Genomic DNA, 18477 nt, shown 5'->3' on the forward strand with positions numbered 1-18477 from the left:
GTGAGAAGAAAGAGGGAACAGAAAAAAGACTGGATTGCTCCGATCTGTTTAGTCAATCAAATATTAGAAAATGAATACTCCTTTTCAATGAATCGATTGATGGTAAATAAGCTGTTAGAAATTATTGACAGTATCGAAATTTTCTAGTAAAATGAATTTTGTTAATACCTAAATGGTGTGTAATTTTCTATCAACATAGTCAGGAGAAAAGGAACTTATGCTAAAAAAATTTAATGAATTGTCACTGAAAGATAAGGCTTATCTAATTGGCGGTTTGATCTTATTAGTCATTGTGATCTCCTTTGGTCTGCTCAATCGTCAAACAGTAACTGTCAGTCTTGTCTTTACACAACTATCTGCTCCCTTGATTTTGGTGATTTTTACTTGTCTAGTAATCGGGATCATTGTTGGTAGTGCTATTGGTTTTAGCTATCACCATGGCAAGACTCAAGAGCTGAAAAGCCGCATTGCTGAAGCAGAAACGACTATCCATAAAAAAGACAAGGAGCTTCTCCAGTACAAGGAACAGGTGCAACAATTAAAACAGGAAGCCAAACAATAAGTGTAGAAATCATAACCACCCGTCAGCGGGTGGTTTTTTGTCTCGCACCTAATGGAACGAGACGGACTGAAAATCGCATAACAGAAAAAAAACCGGATTGCTCCGATCTTTTAATAGTTTATGTTCTCAATTTCTGTTTTAAAAATAGCTAAGGTTAACTTCAAATAACTAAGTGTCCTACTTCATTCGATAAAAATCAATCACTAGACCGGCAGGGCCTTTAATCAATAAAGACTCCGTTCCCCAATCCGTTTCACACGGCCCATGTAAAATCTCGACACCAATCTCTTTTAATCGTTGGTAATTCTGATTTAGATCCTCAACCTCGATGTGAAGAATGATTCCTGACTGAAAATCTTCCAAAGGAATTAAATGATTTCGGGACAACATAAGACAGTGACTGCCAATCGTAAACTGAGCAAAACTGTCATCAACATAATCGGCCTTTTTATCAAAAATACGCTCCAAGTCAACACAGACTTGGGGAACATCTGAAACGATAATATCCAATTGATTTAAATTCATTTACTGTCCTCCACAAAAAGACCGGATTGCTCCGATCTTTTCAAGTTCCACGAAGAAATTATTTGATTGCGCGTGATTGCAATCCTTCTTCTTCCAAGAAGAGGCGGAATGGTACGAGTTCTTCTGCTTCGTATTTTTCCTTAAATGCTTTGATTGCTTCTTCTGAGTGTTGTTTTGGATCCAACTCAAGTACTTCTACTGGAAGTGGACGGTGTTGGGTGATGTGAGCATCGATGACAACTGTCTTACCTTCTTTGTTGAGTTTAACAGCTTCAGCAACAACTGCATCGATGTCTTCGATACGGTCAACTGTAAATCCAACAGCTCCTTGAGCTTCAGCGATTTTCGCATAGTCAGCATTAGGGAAGTCACAACCAAACAAGTGTTTGTTTGTGTCTTCGTATTTGTCCTTGATGAAGGCATATTTACCATTTGAGAAGACAACGTTGATAACTGGAAGGTCGTATTGAACGTTTGTGATAACGTCTGGGTAGCACATGTTGAATGCACCGTCACCCATGATGTTCCATACTTGGCGATCTGGATTGTCTTTCTTAGCAGCGATACCACCAGGAAGGGCAATACCCATTGTCGCAAAGAGTGGAGATGTACGCCACATGTTCTTAGGTGTCATGTGAAGGTGACGAGTAGATGTTTGAGTAGTGTCACCTACGTCGATTGAGTAGATAGCGTCTTGATCAGCATGTTTGTTGATTGCATTGTAAACTTGGTACAATTGCAATTCACCCTCAGTTTTACCTTCGAGTTTGTTCATGTAATCACGCCAGTTTTGGTTGTTTTTCACGTTTGCACGCCACCATGGAGTAGACTCAACTGGGTTTACTTTATCAAGGATAGCTTTAGCTGCTTGACCTGCATCACCAAGGATAGAAGCGTCAAGGGCGTGACGTTTACCAAGTTTGTAAGGGTCAATATCCACTTGGATGAATTTTTCAGTGTTTTTGAATGCTTCGTATACTTCAGCAAATGGGAAGTTTGAACCAAGGAAAAGAACTGTGTCTGCTTCAAAGACAACTTCGTTGGCTGGTTTCCAACCAACACGGTAAGCAGAACCTGTCAAACCTTCGTAGTTCCATTCGAAAGCTTCAAAGTTTTTACCAGTAGTGATGATTGGGGCTTTGATTTTACGTGACAATTCAGTAATCACTTCACCAGCTTTAACACCACCGTAACCAGCGTAGATAACTGGGCGTTCAGCGTTGTTCAAAATTTCAACAGCTTTGTCGATTTCAACTTCGTTCAAAGCAGGAGCGGTGAATGAACGCTCGTAAGAACCTGAACCGTAGTATGAGTTTTCGTCGATTTCTTGGAAACCAAAGTTTACTGGAATTTCAACAACGGCTGGACCTTTTTTAGAAACGGCAGCACGGCAAGCTTCGTCGATAACTTTTGGTAATTGCTCTGCGTAAGCTACACGTTTGTTGTAAACAGCGATACCGTTGTACATTGGGTTTTGGTTCAATTCTTGGAAGGCATCCATGTTGAGTTCATTAACAGGACGTGATCCAAGGATAGCGAGGAATGGAGTGTTATCCATAGCTGCATCGTAAACACCGTTGATCAAGTGAGTCGCACCTGGACCACCTGAACCAACTGCCACACCGATAGATCCGCCAAATTTTGCTTGCATAACCGCTGCAAGAGCACCTGTTTCTTCGTGACGAACTTGCAAGAAACGGATATCTTTGTCTTCAGCCAAAGCGTCCATAAGTGAGCTGAGTGTTCCTGATGGGATACCGTAGATAGTGTCTACGCCCCATGTTTTCAATACGTTAAGCATTGCTGCTGATGCAGTAATTTTCCCTTGAGTCATAATGATAACTCTCCTTAAAAGTTAATTTGATGAATGATAAAAGCGCTTTTATATGTTTTTTGAAAACGATTCAGTAAATTTACACTCCTAATTTATCACATTTACTTATAGTTTCATAAGAATGTGCTCAGAAACTTTCATTCTCTATTACAGTACAGATTGAAAACGTTTTGAAAATCTGTTTTAGAATAGCAAAAAAAGCGGTTAAGACCGCCTTTTTATACTCAATGAAAATCAAAGAGCAAACTAGGAAGCTAGCCGCAGGCTGTACTTGAGTACGGCAAGGTGAAGCTGACGTGGTTTGAATTTGATTTTCGAAGAGTATTAATCGACTTTAGTAAAATTAAGCATAAGAGAGCTGATTAAAACAGATACTGAACTAAAGGCCATGGCCAATCCTGCAAGTTCTGGATTGAGTACTAAACCAAGACTTGAAAAGACTCCTGCTGCAATCGGAATACCAATGAGGTTATAGATAGAGGCCCAGAAAAGATTGAGTAGAATACGATTAAAGGTTTTCTTACTCATATCAAAAGCACGTGCCAATCCTAATAAATTGTTGGTTGTAAGGACAAGATCTGCTGATTCAATGGCAATATCTGTCCCAGAACCCATGGCAATTCCGACATCGGCCACACTAAGAGCTGGCGCATCATTGATACCATCTCCAACAAAGGCCAATTTGCCATTCTTTTGAAGCTTGTGAATTTCATGTGCCTTTTCCTCTGGCAAGACATTTGCGATCACTTCTTCGATTCCAATTTGCTCTGCAATCGCATGCGCTACTCCAGCATTATCTCCGGTAAGCATGACCGTTCTAAGGCCGCGTTTTTTCAATTTAGCAATAGCTTCTTTGGCATTTTCCTTAGGGACATCCTGCAAGGCAATTAAGCCTTTTAACTGACCATCTACGGATAAGAAGACAACTGTTTTTGCTTCTTTCTCAAGCAAATCAAATCGTTCTTGATAATCATGTGGAATAGCAAGATCATCTAAGAGTTTGGCATTCCCAAGCAAGACTTGTTTACCATTAATAATCCCAGTTACACCTTTTCCATGTAAGGCTTGGAAGTTTTCCACTGGGTAAAGGCTAATTCCTAGTTCAGATGCACGATTAACAATAGCTTGAGCTAGCGGGTGTTGAGATACATCTTCCAGTGAAGCAGCCAAACTTAGCACTTCTCTTTCATCACCAATAACATCTGTCACTACTGGCTTCCCTTCGGTCAAGGTTCCTGTCTTATCAAAAACAACCGTTTGGACTTTTTGGATTTCCTGTAAAACTGTACCATTTTTGAGAAGAATCCCCATCTTGGCACTTCGTCCTGTTCCAACCATGAGTGCTGTCGGTGTCGCAAGTCCAAGAGCACAAGGGCAGGCAATAATCAAGACTGCAACACCATAGAGAAGCGACTTTACAAAACTTTCACCAAGAAAAACAAACCAGATCCAAAAAGTAAGGAGTCCTAAAATGACAACTGCTGGTACAAAAATCCCAGAAATCTTGTCTGTCAAATCTTGAATAGGAGCACGACTCGTTTGAGCTTTCTTCACAAAATCCACAATCTGAGCCAGCATAGTCTCAGAACCAACTTTTTCAGCTCTAAAGATGATCGTACCACTATTATTGATGGTTGAACCAATGACAGCATCTCCAACTGATTTATCGACTGGAATACTTTCCCCAGTCACCATTGATTCATCAATACTCGTTTCACCTTCTAACACAGTCCCATCAACGGCAATTTTTTCACCTGGTCGAACGCGAATGAGATCCCCAACTTTGACTTGTTCTAGAGGGATTTGAACATAAACATCATCACGCAAAACCTCTGCTGTTTTTGCTTGTAGGTCTAATAATTTTTCGACTGCCTGCGAAGTATTTTTTCGCATTTTTTCCTCAAAAACTGCTCCCAAAAGAATGAAGAAGAGGATAAATGCAGCACTTTCAAAGTAAACGGGCAGACCAGTGAAGAGGGCAACTAAGCTATAGAAATAGGCCACTAGGGTTCCCAGAGCAACCAAGGTATCCATGTTGGAATTGTGCTTTTTAAAACTAGCCCAGGCGCTTCTGATATATGGAACTCCAGCTACCAGCATAATGGGTGTTGTGGCTAAAAAGGTGCCCCAACGCATGACTTGGTGACTAATTCCTCCTGTAGACATCCCAATCATGAGAATCACAAGAGGCACAGTAAAGATACTAGTAATCCAAAAACGCTGTAAAAGACTGAGAGACTTTTTAGTTTTTTCAACAACGGTGTAGGTCCCCTTTTGCATCTTCATGCCACATGAAAATTCATGTTCACCCAAGTCTTGAGGAGTAAAACGAATGATCTTTTCCTCATCTTGGGCGATTGGTTCTAGAATTCCTTCTTCTTCGAAGAGAATTTCTTTATAACAGTTTGATGGTGTCACACGGTGAAAGGTAATCTCAGCAGGAATTCCTTTTTGTAGTTGAATATGGGCTGGATGGTAGCCTTTGTCTGCCGTGATACGGATTTTTTGAACACCATTTTCAAGACTTGCTTTTACAATTTCAGTCATATCATTCTCCTATTCTACAATCATCTTACCGTGCATCATATTCATGCCACAAGAGAAACCATACTCACCTGCTTCTTCAGGTGTGATTTCAACCACATATTGGTCTCCCATAGGCAGATCTGCATGCACTCCAAAGTCTGGGAAAACGATTTGGTCCAAGCAAGGTGAAGGATCTTTTCGATCAAAAATAATGCGAGCAGGTTGCGATTTTTTGAGGATAATGGTTTCTGGAGTATATCCTCCCATGACCTCCACTCGAATCTCCTGATAGCCATTTTTTTGCTGGGCTCTCTTAGCATCTTCTTGCGGTTTTTTGAAAAACCAAAAGAGGATAAAAGCAATCATTCCTAAAACAACAATAGATACAAATAGATTTAACATAGCGTCTCCTTTACATACAATTACATCTTACTTCTGTTACAGCACTTGCTTTTTTCTTTGAAATCACTTCTTCCAAACCTTCCAAGTCAGCTAGGGTAAAGTCACATTCTTCAATCAAATCAGCTAGCAAGAGCTTTATTCTGCGGGAACAAAGCTTGTCTTTGATATCCTGAACCATTAAGCCCCTACTATCATCTAGCGTTAAAAGGGCCGAATAGACAAAGGACTTGCCCTGTTTTTCCCGAGTCAAACATTCTTTCTCCACCAAACGGGCCAAGAGTGTCTGGATCGTGGATTTGGACCAACTGAACCTTTTCTCTAATACTTTTATGAGATCAGTACTAGTCTGTTCTCCCTGCATCCAGATAATCTTCATGACCTGCCATTCTGCATCCGAAATCTGCATTGTTATTCCTCCTAAATCTACATTTGTAAATTACAATTATTACTATACACCTATAATCTACATTTGTCAATCATAACATCACATTTTTAAAATTTATCGCCTCTATAAATATTTTTTATCACCACAATAAAAAATACATATTATCCAAAGCTCTCTTTTAATGCTACAATAACTGTATCATTTTCCTAGATGGGAGGTTCTACTTTTGGATTGGTCCATTGTTGAACAATATCTACCACTCTATCAAAAGGCATTCTTTCTGACCTTGCATATTGCAGTTTGGGGAATTCTAGGTTCTTTTTTGCTGGGGCTCATCGTCAGCGTCATCCGGCATTACCGAGTTCCTGTTTTCTCACAGTTGGCAACAGCCTATATCGAGCTTTCACGAAATACACCCCTTTTGATACAGCTATTCTTTCTCTACTTCGGTCTACCTCGAATAGGGATTGTTCTTTCTTCAGAAGTCTGCGCAACGGTCGGACTCATCTTTTTAGGTGGTTCCTACATGGCAGAATCCTTCCGAAGCGGGCTAGAAGCAGTTAGCCAAACCCAGCATGAAATAGGTTTAGCCATTGGCCTTACTCCTTTTCAGGTCTTTCGCTACGTGGTTCTGCCACAAGCGACTGCGGTGGCTCTACCATCTTTTAGTGCCAATGTTATTTTCCTCATCAAGGAAACATCTGTTTTCTCAGCAGTTGCCCTTGCTGACCTTATGTACGTTGCTAAGGATTTGATTGGACTCTATTATGAGACAGATATTGCGCTGGCTATGTTGGTGGTTGCTTACCTCATCATGCTTCTACCTATTTCACTAGTCTTTAGCTGGATAGAAAGGAGGCTCCGTCATGCAGGATTCGGGAATGCAAGTACTCTTTCAGGGAAATAATCTCCTGAGAATCTTACAAGGATTGGGAGTCACGATTGGGATTTCTATCCTGTCTGTCCTCTTATCCATGATTTTCGGAACGGTGATGGGAATTATCATGACTTCTCATTCTAGAGTGATTCGTTTCTTGACTCGTTTTTATCTAGAATTTATCCGGATCATGCCCCAGCTGGTGCTCCTTTTCATCGTTTACTTTGGTTTAGCTCGAAACTTTAATATCAATATTTCTGGTGAGACTTCTGCTATTATCGTTTTCACCCTCTGGGGAACAGCTGAGATGGGTGACTTAGTTCGTGGAGCTATCACTTCCCTGCCTAAACATCAATTTGAGAGTGGACAAGCACTTGGCTTAACTAAATTTCAACTCTACTACTACATCATCATCCCTCAGGTCTTAAGAAGATTGCTCCCACAAGCCATCAACCTTGTCACTCGGATGATTAAAACGACTTCCTTGGTTGTTTTGATTGGGGTTGTTGAAGTTACCAAAGTTGGACAACAAATTATAGATAGCAATCGTTTGACTATCCCAACCGCTTCCTTTTGGATTTATGGAACCATCCTAGTCTTGTATTTCGCGGTTTGCTTCCCTATTTCCAAACTATCTACTCACTTAGAAAAACATTGGAGGAACTAAATGTCTGAAACTATTTTAGAAATCAAGGAACTAAAAAAATCCTTCGGAGACAATCCTATCCTCCAAGGACTTTCCCTAGATGTTAAAAAGGGGGAAGTGGTCGTCATCCTAGGGCCGTCTGGTTGTGGGAAAAGTACCCTACTTCGTTGCCTCAATGGTTTAGAAAGTATTCAAGGAGGAGATATCCTGCTGGATGGCCAGTCCATCGTTGAAAATAAAAAAGATTTTCACTTGGTTCGCCAAAAAATCGGCATGGTCTTTCAAAGTTATGAACTCTTTCCTCACTTAGATGTCCTTCAAAACCTTATCTTAGGCCCTATCAAGGCTCAAGGAAGAGACAAAAAAGAAGTCACTGAAGAAGCTCTGCAACTACTAGAGCGTGTTGGACTTCTAGATAAACAACATAGCTTCGCTCGTCAATTATCTGGTGGACAAAAGCAACGGGTAGCCATCGTTCGTGCCCTTCTCATGCATCCAGAAATCATTCTTTTTGACGAGGTGACGGCTTCACTGGATCCAGAAATGGTGCGTGAGGTTCTGGAACTTATCAATGACTTGGCTCAAGAAGGGCGTACCATGATTCTGGTAACCCATGAAATGCAGTTTGCCCAAGCCATTGCGGACCGCATTATCTTCCTTGACCAAGGGAAAATTGCTGAAGAAGGAACTGCTCAGGAATTCTTCACAAATCCACAAACCAAACGAGCACAAGAATTTTTAAACGTCTTTGACTTTAGCCAGTTTGGCTCATACTTATAATAACTAAAGGAGATTATTATGAAACTACTAAAACCAATTCTAACTGTTTTTGCTCTAGCATTTGCGCTTATCTTTGTCACAGCTTGTAGTTCAGGCGGAAGCTCTGATGCTTCATCTACTAAGGCAACTGCCAAAGCTCGTACTATTGATGAAATTAAGAAAAGTGGCGAACTTCGAATCGCGGTATTTGGAGATAAAAAACCATTTGGTTATGTTGACAACGATGGTTCTTACCAAGGTTACGATATCGAACTAGGTAACCAATTAGCACAAGACCTTGGTGTAAAGGTCAAATACGTTTCTGTTGATGCTGCCAACCGTGCTGAATACTTGATTTCAAACAAGGTGGATATTACCCTTGCCAACTTTACAGTTACTGACGAACGTAAGAAACAAGTTGACTTTGCCCTTCCTTACATGAAAGTTTCTCTCGGTGTTGTGTCACCAAAAGATAAAGTCATCAGGGACGTTAAAGAACTTGAAGGCAAAACCTTGATCGTTACAAAAGGAACTACTGCTGAAACTTACTTTGAGAAAAATCACCCAGAAGTAAAACTTCAAAAATACGACCAATATAGCGATGCCTACCAAGCCCTTCTTGATGGACGTGGAGATGCCTTCTCTACTGATAATACTGAAGTTCTAGCTTGGGCGCTTGAAAACAAAGGATATGAAGTAGGAATTACTTCTCTTGGTAATCCAGATACTATTGCACCAGCAGTTCAAAAAGGTAACCAAGAACTACTCGACTACATCAACCAAGAAATCGAAAAATTAGGTAAGGAAAACTTCTTCCACAAGGCTTATGAGAAAACACTTCACCCAACTTACGGTGATGCTGCTAAAGCAGATGACCTTGTTGTTGAAGGTGAAAAAGTCGACTAATACTCAATGAAATCACAAAAAGAAATCAGGTAATCCTAGTGATTACCTGATTTTTATATACCTTAAGCTTTTTGCCAATTTTCTTGGTCTTCTTTAAAACGTTTTAGGAGGTCTAGTCCTTCTGGTGTGATATAGCCTTCTTCTTGAGCTAGATGAATCAGTTCGCTGTAGTTTGAAAGGGTTACTAGTTTGACACCAGCATCGGCAAAGTTCTTATCTGCTTTTGGTAATTGATAGCTGAAAATAGCCACAACACCAAGAACATCAGCTCCTTCACGTTTGGCTGCTGCAACAGCTTCGAGAACTGAACCACCAGTTGAAATCAAATCTTCAACAACGACCATCTTTTGCCCCTGAGCTACACGGCCTTCGATTTGATTTCCAGCACCATGGTCTTTTGGTTTGCTACGGATATAGGCAAATGGCAAGTTCATCTTGTCAGCGATGATGGCACCATGAGGAATACCTGCAGTCGCTGTTCCTGCAATCACTTCTACTTCTGGGAATTCTGCCTTAATAGCTTCCACAAAACCATTTTCAATCAAGCTACGAGTATCTGGATAAGCAAGTGTCACACGGTTGTCCGTATAAATCGGTGACTTGATACCTGATGCCCAAGTAAAGGGTTCTTCTGGCTTGAGGTAAACGGCTTGAATTTTCAATAGATGGCTAGCAATATCTTTAGCAAGTGTCATGGGATTCTCCTTTGTATTTTAAACTATATTCTTATTTCCAGTCTCGTGTCCACTCATCCTTGATAGCACGATAAGCTGCTACTGGATCCGTGGCTTGAGTGATTGGGCGTCCAACTACGATATAGTCACTACCAATCTGATAAGCATCCGCAGGTGTCATAACTCGTTTTTGGTCTCCAACTGCAGCGCCTGCTGGTCGAATACCTGGTGTCAGGCAGATAAAGTCTTGGTTGGTAGCTTCTTTGATGAGTTTCACTTCCTGAGCCGAACAAACCACACCATCTAAACCGGCTTCAGCAGTTTTCTTGGCATAATGAATGACCGATTCTTGAAGACTGGTTTGGATATTTTGAAAGTCTCTCATTTGTTCTTCAGAAGTTGAAGTCAACTGGGTAACAGCAATCAATTTTGCTTCTTTCCCAAGACCTTCTCGCGCAGCCTTCATCATCTCTACACCACCTGCCGCATGAACATTGGTCATGTCAACACCCAGATTAGACAAAACCTTCATGGCTGACTTAACCGTATTGGGAATATCATGAAGTTTGAGATCCAGAAAGACACTGTGACCTAAGTCTTTCAAATAAGAAACAATCTCCGGACCTGTAGCATAATAGAGCTCCATACCTACCTTTAGATAGAGACTCTCTTCCGCTGGAAAAAGAGCTAAAAATTGCTTGACTGCCTCAAAACTTGGAAAATCAAGAGCAATAACTGGACGAGATTCGCGCATACTTTTCTCCTTTTACCTTTGTTAGCTAGAGAGCATGAAAAAAGGAACCTGCCTACAGCAAGGTTCCACGAAAAATGGGTAGAATCCACCCTTTCACCGTCTAACCTTAGCTGCCTCTCTGGACTGCTTTAAAGGTTTTTTACTATTCTATTATTTAAAGCGGTAGTTGTCAAGTAAAAAACAGTAATTGAACTTGTAGAAAACATGACTCATCATCAAGTCAATAGAATCATCTCAAACTTAACGACTCTGTGATTGTTGGGTTGTTTGATTTTGAGTTTGATTCTGAGTTTGATTTCCTTGCTCTTCTTGTTTTTTCTTTTCTTCTTCCTGCTTCTTCTTTTCCTCTTCTTTAGCTTTGATTCTTGCTTCTTCTAAAGCCTTATCCTTCAAGCTATAACTATAGATCCCAACTTCCATATCAATACCGCTTGGAACTGTTAATTGGGGTTTAATCTTGCTATAGTAAGGCAATTTTTTACCTAATTCTGATAAGGGAACCAAAATCTCATCGGTATCATACATGGTAATCTTGAGAAGGTCGCTGGTTACACTAGTTGGAGCCAATTCAATCGTTTTGATAGCCTGCTTAATCTCTGGGCTGACTTCAGCCAGTTGTTCAATCAAGATTTTGACTTGCTGCTCATCGTTAAAGAGTACAGACATATAGGTTTCAGGAAGACTGACTAGACTAACTGGACTGGTTTCCACCGTCCCACTAGAAAGAATCGGATAATGATCCTCTCCAGAAACATAATAGGCTACAATCCCGTATTCCTTGACCTGGATGGTAAAATTGGTCGGGAATTGATAGTGAATGCTAGCAGATTCAATCCAGTGATTGGACTTAATCATCTCAGCATGTTTGTCTTTATTGAGAAGCAGATCAAAGGTATAGTCACTATCACGAATCCCTGAAGCCTCTTTGATTTGGTCTGCATTGGTCTCTACCGTACCAGTGACTTCTATGTTTTTCAAAGTTGAGTATGGCGTCAAAAGATAGATGGAAAAGAACAAGACAAGCAAACTTGGGATTAGAATCGTAACAGCACGCCAGATATGAACACTTGGAATAGAAGGATTAGCAATCTTTTTCTTAGACTTAGATCTCTTTTCTTCTACTTTTGTTTCTTCAGATTTTTCTTGAGATTCTTCGTCCTCTTCTTCTACTTGTTCTGTCTCAGTAGTTTCCTCCTCATTCTCTGGAGAGGACTGGTCTTCTGAACTCTCCTTCTGCTCTTCAGGATTAGAATCTGAGGTCTCTTCTGCCTCAGTATCTTCAGATAAGTCTGACTCTTGTTCTTCCTTGGTCTCTTCTTCAGCCTTTTTACGCAGATATTCACGGTTCTGCTTCTGCCACTCTGATAAGGTGGTTTCTTCGTCTTCCGGAGCTTTTGCAACTTCTTTTTTATTGGCCTCTGCTTGGGCCTTTTCTTTGGCTAGTTGGGCCTCTTCTTCAGCTTTTTTTTGAAGATATTCTTGATTTCGTTTTTGCCACTCTGACAATTCCTTGCCTTGAGTTGGCTCTTGTTTCTTATCCTTTGACATCGATTTTCCTTATGATAGATCTTTTTTTAGTAGCGCATAAAAATCCGCCACAGATTTTAATTCATGAGAATTTTTCATCGTGCTCTGGTAGTCTTCTTTGTGGGTCAAAAGCTTGCTTACTTTTTCTTCTAAAGTAGACAAGGTCAAATCGCTCTCTTGCAACTCCTCAGCATAGCCTTTTTTCACAAAGTAAGCTGCATTTTCAATCTGGTCTCCACGGCTAGCTTCACGCCCTAGAGGGACAATGACATGCAATTTAGCCATGGCAAGGAGCTCAAAAATGGTATTGGCACCACCACGAGTGACGACTACATCAGCCATATTCATGAGTGGTTGATAGAGGTCAGTCACATAGTCAACACGATAGAGGTTTGAACTTAGTTCATTTAAACTAGCCTCACCTGTCAGGTTGATGATATTGTAGCGACTAGTCAGCTCTTCCTTGTGGTCTGTAACTAGTTGGTTAAAGACACGCGCTCCAGCAGAACCTCCAACAAAGAGAAGAGTTGGTAGTTTGCTATCAAAATAAGTTCGGATGTCCACCATTTCTTCAGGTTCTTCCATGATTGGGCCAGAAACCTTGGTCACAGCTCCTACATGCTCTACCTTAGTGAGACTAGACGCTTGTTCAAAAGTAGAGTACATCTTAGTCGCAAACTTATAGGCGATTTTATTGGCCAAGCCCATAGAGAGGTCAGACTCGTGGATAAAGACTGGTACTCTACATACTCGCGCTGCAATAACAGGAGGAACAGATACAAATCCACCCTTAGAAAAGAGGGCTTGTGGACGAACTCGAAGCATGATAAAGAGCGATTGAAGAATTCCAAAAGCAACCTTAAAGACGTCAACCATATTTTGCCATGAGAAATATCGACGTAATTTCCCTGTTGCAATCGAATGGAAGGTAACATCTAAACCTGACTTGAGAATTTCATGATGCTCAATCCCATTTTTATCACCAATATAGTGGACTTCCCAGCCATCTTCGATGAACTTAGGCATTAATAAAAGGTTGAGGGTAACGTGTCCAACCGTTCCCCCACCTGTAAATACTATTTTTTTCATATTATCCCTTTAACTCCGCTACAGTGTCGATGAAAAGATCTCCACGTACCTCAAAGTTGGCATACATATCCCAGCTAGCATTAGCAGGACTGAGGAGAACCACATCTCCTTCTTCCGCAATTTCATAAGCCTTTCGAGTTGCGTCAGCAATATCTGTTGCATCCACATAAGCCACACCAGCCTTATCTGCTGCACGTTTGACACGCTCTGCAGACTGACCGAGGATGACCATTTTCTTGAGTCCTTTAATATCCGGCACTAATTCATCAAACTCATTTCCACGGTCCAACCCACCAGCAATCAAGATAACCTTGTTATTGTCAAATCCAGACAAGGCTTTTTGAGTTGCCAAGATATTGGTTGACTTACTATCGTTGTAGAATTTCACCCCATTGATTTGGTCTACAAACTGGAGACGGTGCTTCACACCACCAAAGGCTGACAAGGTTTCCTTAATGATTTCATTGTCCACACCACGAAGTTTAGCTACAGCAATGGTTGCAAGAGCATTTTCCACATTGTGGCTACCAGGAACTCCGATTTCATCAGCTGCCATGACTTTTTCACCACGGAAGTAAAGAAGACCATCTTCAAGATAAGCACCGTCAACCTTTTCAAGGGTTGAGAATGGTACTACAGTCGCGTTTGTCTTTGTAGCAAGCTCTTTAGCTAATTCCTGGTTGAAGTTCAATACTAAGTAATCAGCCGCTGTCATATTGCTTTGAATATTCCACTTAGCTTCGACATAGGCTTCAAAAGAACCGTGATAGTCAATATGTGTTGGCATCAGGTTGGTGATAACAGCAATTTCAGGATGGAATTCCTGAATTCCCATTAATTGGAAAGAAGAAAGTTCCATGACAAGGGTATCCTTATCTGTTGCTGTCTGAGCTACCTGGCTTGCAGGGTAACCAATGTTACCTGATAAAAGCCCATTTTGTCCTGCAGCAGTCAGAACTTCTCCAATCATGGTTGTGGTCGTAGTCTTACCATTTGAACCAGTAATACCAACAATCGGTGCATCAGAAATCAAGTAGGCCAACTCAACCTCTGTCAAGACTGGAATGCCTTTTTCTAAAGCTTTTTCAATCATCGGGTTGCTATAAGGAATTCCTGGATTTTTTACCATGAGGGCAAAATCTTCATCCAATAATTCCAAAGGATGTCCACCAGTGACAACCTTGATTCCCTCTTCCAAAAGGCTCTGAGCTGCTGGATTTTCCTCAAAAGGTTTGCCATCATTCACCGTTACAATGGCGCCCAACTTGTCCAAGAGACGAGCTGCAGATTCACCTGATTTAGCTAAACCTAGGACTAATACTTTCTTATTTTCAAATTGATCAATTCGTTTCATATCTAGAACTCCATTTCTACTCTTACTATTTTACCATTTTTATGAAAATAAAAAAGCCACAAAGGGCTTTCTTATTTGTTTTTGTCCTCTACTAATTATTCTACAGACTTGAGGGCTTCTAACATATCCACCTTTTGGAGATAATGATTGACAAAAACTCCTAGGATGGTCAAAATGACACTGACGGCTAGAACTGGGATGAGATAAACTTCCCAGCCGACCTTCGGTTGAAAACGGAAGGTACCGGGTGCGATCATCTGAATGAGAAATTGATGGAGATAAAAGCCTGATACCAATCCTACAATCATTCCAATTAGTGACAATAGGATGGTTTCCCGATAGATGTAAAGGGTCACTTCTTTGTTATGAAAACCAAGAACCTTGATGGTTGAGAGTTCCCGAATCCGTTCAGCAACATTGATATTGGTCAAATTATAGAGAATCACGATGGCTAATAGCACCGATACCAGCACCAAAATCGCCATGGTATGATTCAGAGAATTAGCAAAACTTTCAAAGAGCTGAATGGTTGAGGCATTTTGAACGAGGCCACTAACAGCCGCCTGGTCCATAAATTCTCCTGCGACTCTTTCAGTATTCCCTTCACTTTTATCCTTAAGTTGGACCAGATAGGTGTTCATCTTGGGAGCTTGACCGTAAATTTTTTCATAGGTCGCCTGATTCATATAAACAAAATGGCCTACGTAGTGTTCGGTAATGGCTCCAACCTTAAAGGTTTTTCCATCTATTGTAAAGTTGTCACCTAGGGAAACTCCTGCCAACTGGGCTAATTTTTCAGTCAGAACAAGTCCGTTAGATAAGCTCAGTTTTTCCCCATTTTTTTCTAAATGGACAAAGGGATCCAGATCATCTTGATCCGTTACCATCATGGTCACGGTTTGAACACCTGCCTTGCCAGCATACTTTTCCTCAACCTGTTTGGAAGAAATTAAACGATAGTTTTCAACTTCATCACTCTGCAATTTTTCTTCTAGCTTTGCCTTATCAGAATCTGAAGCTCGAGAATTGACAGAGAGAATCATCTGATATTGTTGAAGATCCTTAAACTGTCTGTCAGCAACTCCTACCACAGAAGATTGGATACCAAGCCCTGCAAAGAGGAGAGCTACTGAACCTGCAACCCCAAAAATGGTCATCATCATGCGTTGTTTGTATCGGAAAATATTGCGGGCAGTTACCTTTTGGGTAAAGCTCAAATGAGACCAGATAAAGGTTATCCGCTCCAAGAGAATCTTTGAGCCCTTGACTGGCGGCTTGGGTAGTAATAATTGTGCTGCTTCTTCATGCAATTCTCTATGAGATACAAGGTAGGCAGGTAGGACACTAGCTACTAAGCTTAGTCCCAAAGCCAAGCAACTATAGGTCCAATAGAAATACTGCTGACTCTCACCAACGATCATTCGCTTAGTGATGATATGCGAAATAGTAGGTGCTAGGATGTAGTGACCAATCAGAATTCCTAGTAGAGTGCCAAGAGTACCAGCAACTAGACCGTAAATCACAAACTTAGCAATGATATCCTTGCTATGGTAGCCTAGAGCTTTGAAAATCCCTGCATTGGTCCTTTCCTCGTCTACAAATCGTGTCATGGTGGTAAAGGTAACCATGGCTGCTACAGCATAGAGAACAACTGGAAAGATATTGCCAACAGCCCGAATACTCATGGCCGAGTTACTATACATGAGATAACCTTGACCAGTAGGAGAACTCTTTCGATTGTAGACATGATAGCTTGGCTCTGTCAGAGCATTGACTTCATCCTGACTGGTCTGCCATTTAGCCTTTTCGTTAGTAAGATCTGTTTCGGCTTGGCTCAGCTTTTCCTGTTCCTGTTTCAGTTGCTTCTTTGCTTCTCCTAACTGACTAGACGCTTGACTTTTTTGTGGTTCTGGTAGTTGGCTCACTTGATTTTCTTGAGCTTGTAGACGCCTTTCGATTTCCTGTAGGCGTTTCTTGCCAGCTGTCAAATTAGTCTCTGCTTCATCCAGTTGTTTCTTGACTTCATCAAGGGACTCTTGGGCATCCTTCTTCATTTTCTCTAGCCGCGCTTGTCCATTATCAGCAACTAGGTCCTTTAAAGTCTCCTCTTCTTCCTCTAGCTTCTTTTCGTAAGCACTAGAGAAAGGATTGACATCTGTTAGGCTAGAAAAACGCAGGCGGGCAATCGTGTATACAGAGCTCTTAAAATTTTCTTCAGTTACGACACCATAAGCAACCAAGTTCCCATTACCACTGGCTGAACTCCCCATATCTGATTTTGAAAAAATATCTGGAGAGTGGACAAAGCCTGTAATGGTATAACTATCCCGCTTTAATTGAGAATTACTGCCCTTCTTTTGACTCAAATAAATGACTTGACCAATCTGATAGCGATCTTTCCAAAAGTCCGCCAAGGCTAGTTCATCTTCTTTTTCAGGCAAACGACCTTGGGTTACTTGAAATTTTGAAATCATATCAGTATTTGAAAAGATTCGTATGGCATCTTCACTATTTGCCAGAGTCAAATCTGTCATATAACCAAACTCGACATCTGCTCCTGATAGAGTTTGCAATTCTGCCTGGTCTGCCTGATCTAGACCATAATCTGCTATGACAGTAATATCAGCCAGATTGGCTTTTTGAATATAATCCCATGCTGTTTGCTCCATATTGGGACTGGCTACTTTGAGACCAACCACGGCTAAAGAACCTAACATCATCAGAGTTAGGATGGATAAAAACCGTCCCTTTGAACCTGTGAAAGACTGGAGCAGGTCTTTCCAATATGTCTTTCTTTTCATCTCAATACTCCAAATCATCAATATCCTGTGGTTGAGGATTGAGGTCAACACTCTTGACACTGGCATCATGCATCTGAATCACGCGATCAGCTATGGGAGCTAGCGAAGCATTATGGGTCACGATGATAACGGTGGCTCCTTTTTTACGTGACATATCTTGCAGAATCTTCAGAACCTGCTTACCAGTCTGGTAGTCCAAAGCTCCCGTTGGTTCATCACAAAGGAGAATTTTAGGATTTTTAGCCACAGCTCGAGCAATGGAGACCCGTTGTTGCTCACCACCTGATAGCTGGGCTGGAAAGTTATTGAGACGGTGACCTAAGCCTACATCCTTGAGAACCTGCTCAGGATCCAAGGCATCGACAACAATTTCTGAAGCTAGCTCAACATTTTCCTTAGCAGTCAAGTTAGAAACCAAATTGTAAAACTGAAAGACAAAGCCAACGTCATCTCTACGATAGTTAGTTCTCTGATGAGAAGTGAAATTCGAGATATTGGTCCCATCAATCCAGACTTGCCCTTCATCGTTTGTATCCATACCACCAAGAATATTTAAAACTGTTGACTTCCCTGCACCAGATGACCCAAGGATAATGACTAGTTCTCCCTTTTCAATCTCGAAGCTGACATCTCGATTGGCCACGATTTCCGTATCTCCAGTATGATACCTTTTATAGCTGTTTTTCATTTCAATATAAGCCATCCTATCTCCTCCTCTTCTCCTTTTTTCATCTTTATTATAACTCTTTTGAGGATAGAAAGAAAGCTTATCCCTGTAGACTATAGAGAGATTTTCAAAGTCCTCAAATGCGCTGAATCCAGGTCAGTATAGCCATTTCTTACTCACCATGTTTCC

The 18477-nt window shown here is 41.0% G+C and carries 17 protein-coding genes; 5 read left to right on the forward strand and 12 right to left on the reverse strand.

What is annotated here, in order from left to right; translation table 11 throughout:
* Window positions 1-217: 217 nt before the first annotated feature.
* A complete protein-coding gene (locus tag AXE83_RS07780) occupies window positions 218-562 on the forward strand; it encodes a LapA family protein (protein ID WP_049503129.1) in 345 nt (114 codons plus the stop codon).
* Between the two features lie 177 nt (window positions 563-739).
* Here the strand turns inward: AXE83_RS07780 and AXE83_RS07785 are convergent, their stop codons facing one another.
* From AXE83_RS07785 to AXE83_RS07805, 5 genes are all read right to left on the reverse strand, one after another.
* Complete coding sequence (locus AXE83_RS07785) at window positions 740-1087, reverse strand: VOC family protein (RefSeq protein WP_060956036.1); 348 nt, start codon at window positions 1085-1087, stop codon at window positions 740-742.
* Between the two features lie 58 nt (window positions 1088-1145).
* Complete coding sequence (spxB, locus tag AXE83_RS07790) at window positions 1146-2921, reverse strand: pyruvate oxidase (protein ID WP_060956037.1); 1776 nt, start codon at window positions 2919-2921, stop codon at window positions 1146-1148.
* A 324-nt stretch (window positions 2922-3245) separates the two neighbouring features.
* Entirely contained in the window at window positions 3246-5468 is a 2223-nt protein-coding gene (locus tag AXE83_RS07795) for a heavy metal translocating P-type ATPase (protein ID WP_060956038.1), read from the reverse strand.
* A 9-nt stretch (window positions 5469-5477) separates the two neighbouring features.
* Entirely contained in the window at window positions 5478-5849 is a 372-nt protein-coding gene (locus tag AXE83_RS07800) for a cupredoxin domain-containing protein (protein ID WP_000933322.1), read from the reverse strand.
* 10 nt (window positions 5850-5859) lie between these two features.
* Entirely contained in the window at window positions 5860-6255 is a 396-nt protein-coding gene (locus AXE83_RS07805; RefSeq protein ID WP_045763230.1) for a CopY/TcrY family copper transport repressor, read from the reverse strand.
* 205 nt (window positions 6256-6460) lie between these two features.
* Between AXE83_RS07805 and AXE83_RS07810 the strand changes: the two genes are divergently transcribed.
* The 4 genes from AXE83_RS07810 to AXE83_RS07825 are packed head-to-tail and all read left to right on the forward strand — an operon-like array spanning window position 6461 to window position 9422.
* Entirely contained in the window at window positions 6461-7141 is a 681-nt protein-coding gene (locus AXE83_RS07810) for an amino acid ABC transporter permease (RefSeq protein ID WP_060956039.1), read from the forward strand.
* The gene (locus AXE83_RS07815) at window positions 7101-7778 is read left to right on the forward strand and encodes an amino acid ABC transporter permease (RefSeq protein WP_045763229.1); all 678 of its coding nucleotides are present in this window, start codon (window positions 7101-7103) and stop codon (window positions 7776-7778) included. The genes AXE83_RS07810 and AXE83_RS07815 overlap by 41 nt, the downstream gene beginning before the upstream one ends.
* The gene (locus tag AXE83_RS07820) at window positions 7779-8537 is read left to right on the forward strand and encodes an amino acid ABC transporter ATP-binding protein (RefSeq protein ID WP_060956040.1); all 759 of its coding nucleotides are present in this window, start codon (window positions 7779-7781) and stop codon (window positions 8535-8537) included. It begins immediately after the preceding gene.
* Between the two features lie 18 nt (window positions 8538-8555).
* Window positions 8556-9422 (forward strand): cysteine ABC transporter substrate-binding protein, encoded by an 867-nt coding sequence (locus AXE83_RS07825; protein WP_060956041.1) that lies wholly within the window; start codon window positions 8556-8558, stop codon window positions 9420-9422.
* A gap of 62 nt (window positions 9423-9484) precedes the next feature.
* Here AXE83_RS07825 and pyrE read toward each other — a convergent pair whose 3' ends face one another.
* The 7 genes from pyrE to AXE83_RS07860 all read right to left on the reverse strand — a co-directional run bounded on the left by pyrE (window position 9485) and on the right by AXE83_RS07860 (window position 18324).
* Complete coding sequence (pyrE, locus tag AXE83_RS07830) at window positions 9485-10117, reverse strand: orotate phosphoribosyltransferase (RefSeq protein ID WP_049503207.1); 633 nt, start codon at window positions 10115-10117, stop codon at window positions 9485-9487.
* A 31-nt stretch (window positions 10118-10148) separates the two neighbouring features.
* The gene (gene pyrF / locus AXE83_RS07835; RefSeq protein ID WP_060956042.1) at window positions 10149-10850 is read right to left on the reverse strand and encodes an orotidine-5'-phosphate decarboxylase; all 702 of its coding nucleotides are present in this window, start codon (window positions 10848-10850) and stop codon (window positions 10149-10151) included.
* A gap of 240 nt (window positions 10851-11090) precedes the next feature.
* Window positions 11091-12398 (reverse strand): FtsQ-type POTRA domain-containing protein, encoded by a 1308-nt coding sequence (locus AXE83_RS07840; protein WP_060956043.1) that lies wholly within the window; start codon window positions 12396-12398, stop codon window positions 11091-11093.
* 9 nt (window positions 12399-12407) lie between these two features.
* A complete protein-coding gene (locus AXE83_RS07845) occupies window positions 12408-13466 on the reverse strand; it encodes a UDP-N-acetylglucosamine--N-acetylmuramyl-(pentapeptide) pyrophosphoryl-undecaprenol N-acetylglucosamine transferase (RefSeq protein ID WP_060956044.1) in 1059 nt (352 codons plus the stop codon).
* A 1-nt stretch (window position 13467) separates the two neighbouring features.
* A complete protein-coding gene (murD, locus tag AXE83_RS07850) occupies window positions 13468-14820 on the reverse strand; it encodes a UDP-N-acetylmuramoyl-L-alanine--D-glutamate ligase (protein ID WP_060956045.1) in 1353 nt (450 codons plus the stop codon).
* Window positions 14821-14915: 95 nt separating this feature from the next.
* Window positions 14916-17621, reverse strand: a complete 2706-nt coding sequence (locus tag AXE83_RS07855; protein WP_060956046.1) for an ABC transporter permease — start codon at window positions 17619-17621, stop codon at window positions 14916-14918.
* Between the two features lies 1 nt (window position 17622).
* Window positions 17623-18324 (reverse strand): ABC transporter ATP-binding protein, encoded by a 702-nt coding sequence (locus AXE83_RS07860; RefSeq protein ID WP_060956047.1) that lies wholly within the window; start codon window positions 18322-18324, stop codon window positions 17623-17625.
* Window positions 18325-18477 lie beyond the last annotated feature (153 nt).

Source organism: Streptococcus sp. oral taxon 431 (genome assembly GCF_001553685.1).
GTDB lineage: Bacteria > Bacillota > Bacilli > Lactobacillales > Streptococcaceae > Streptococcus.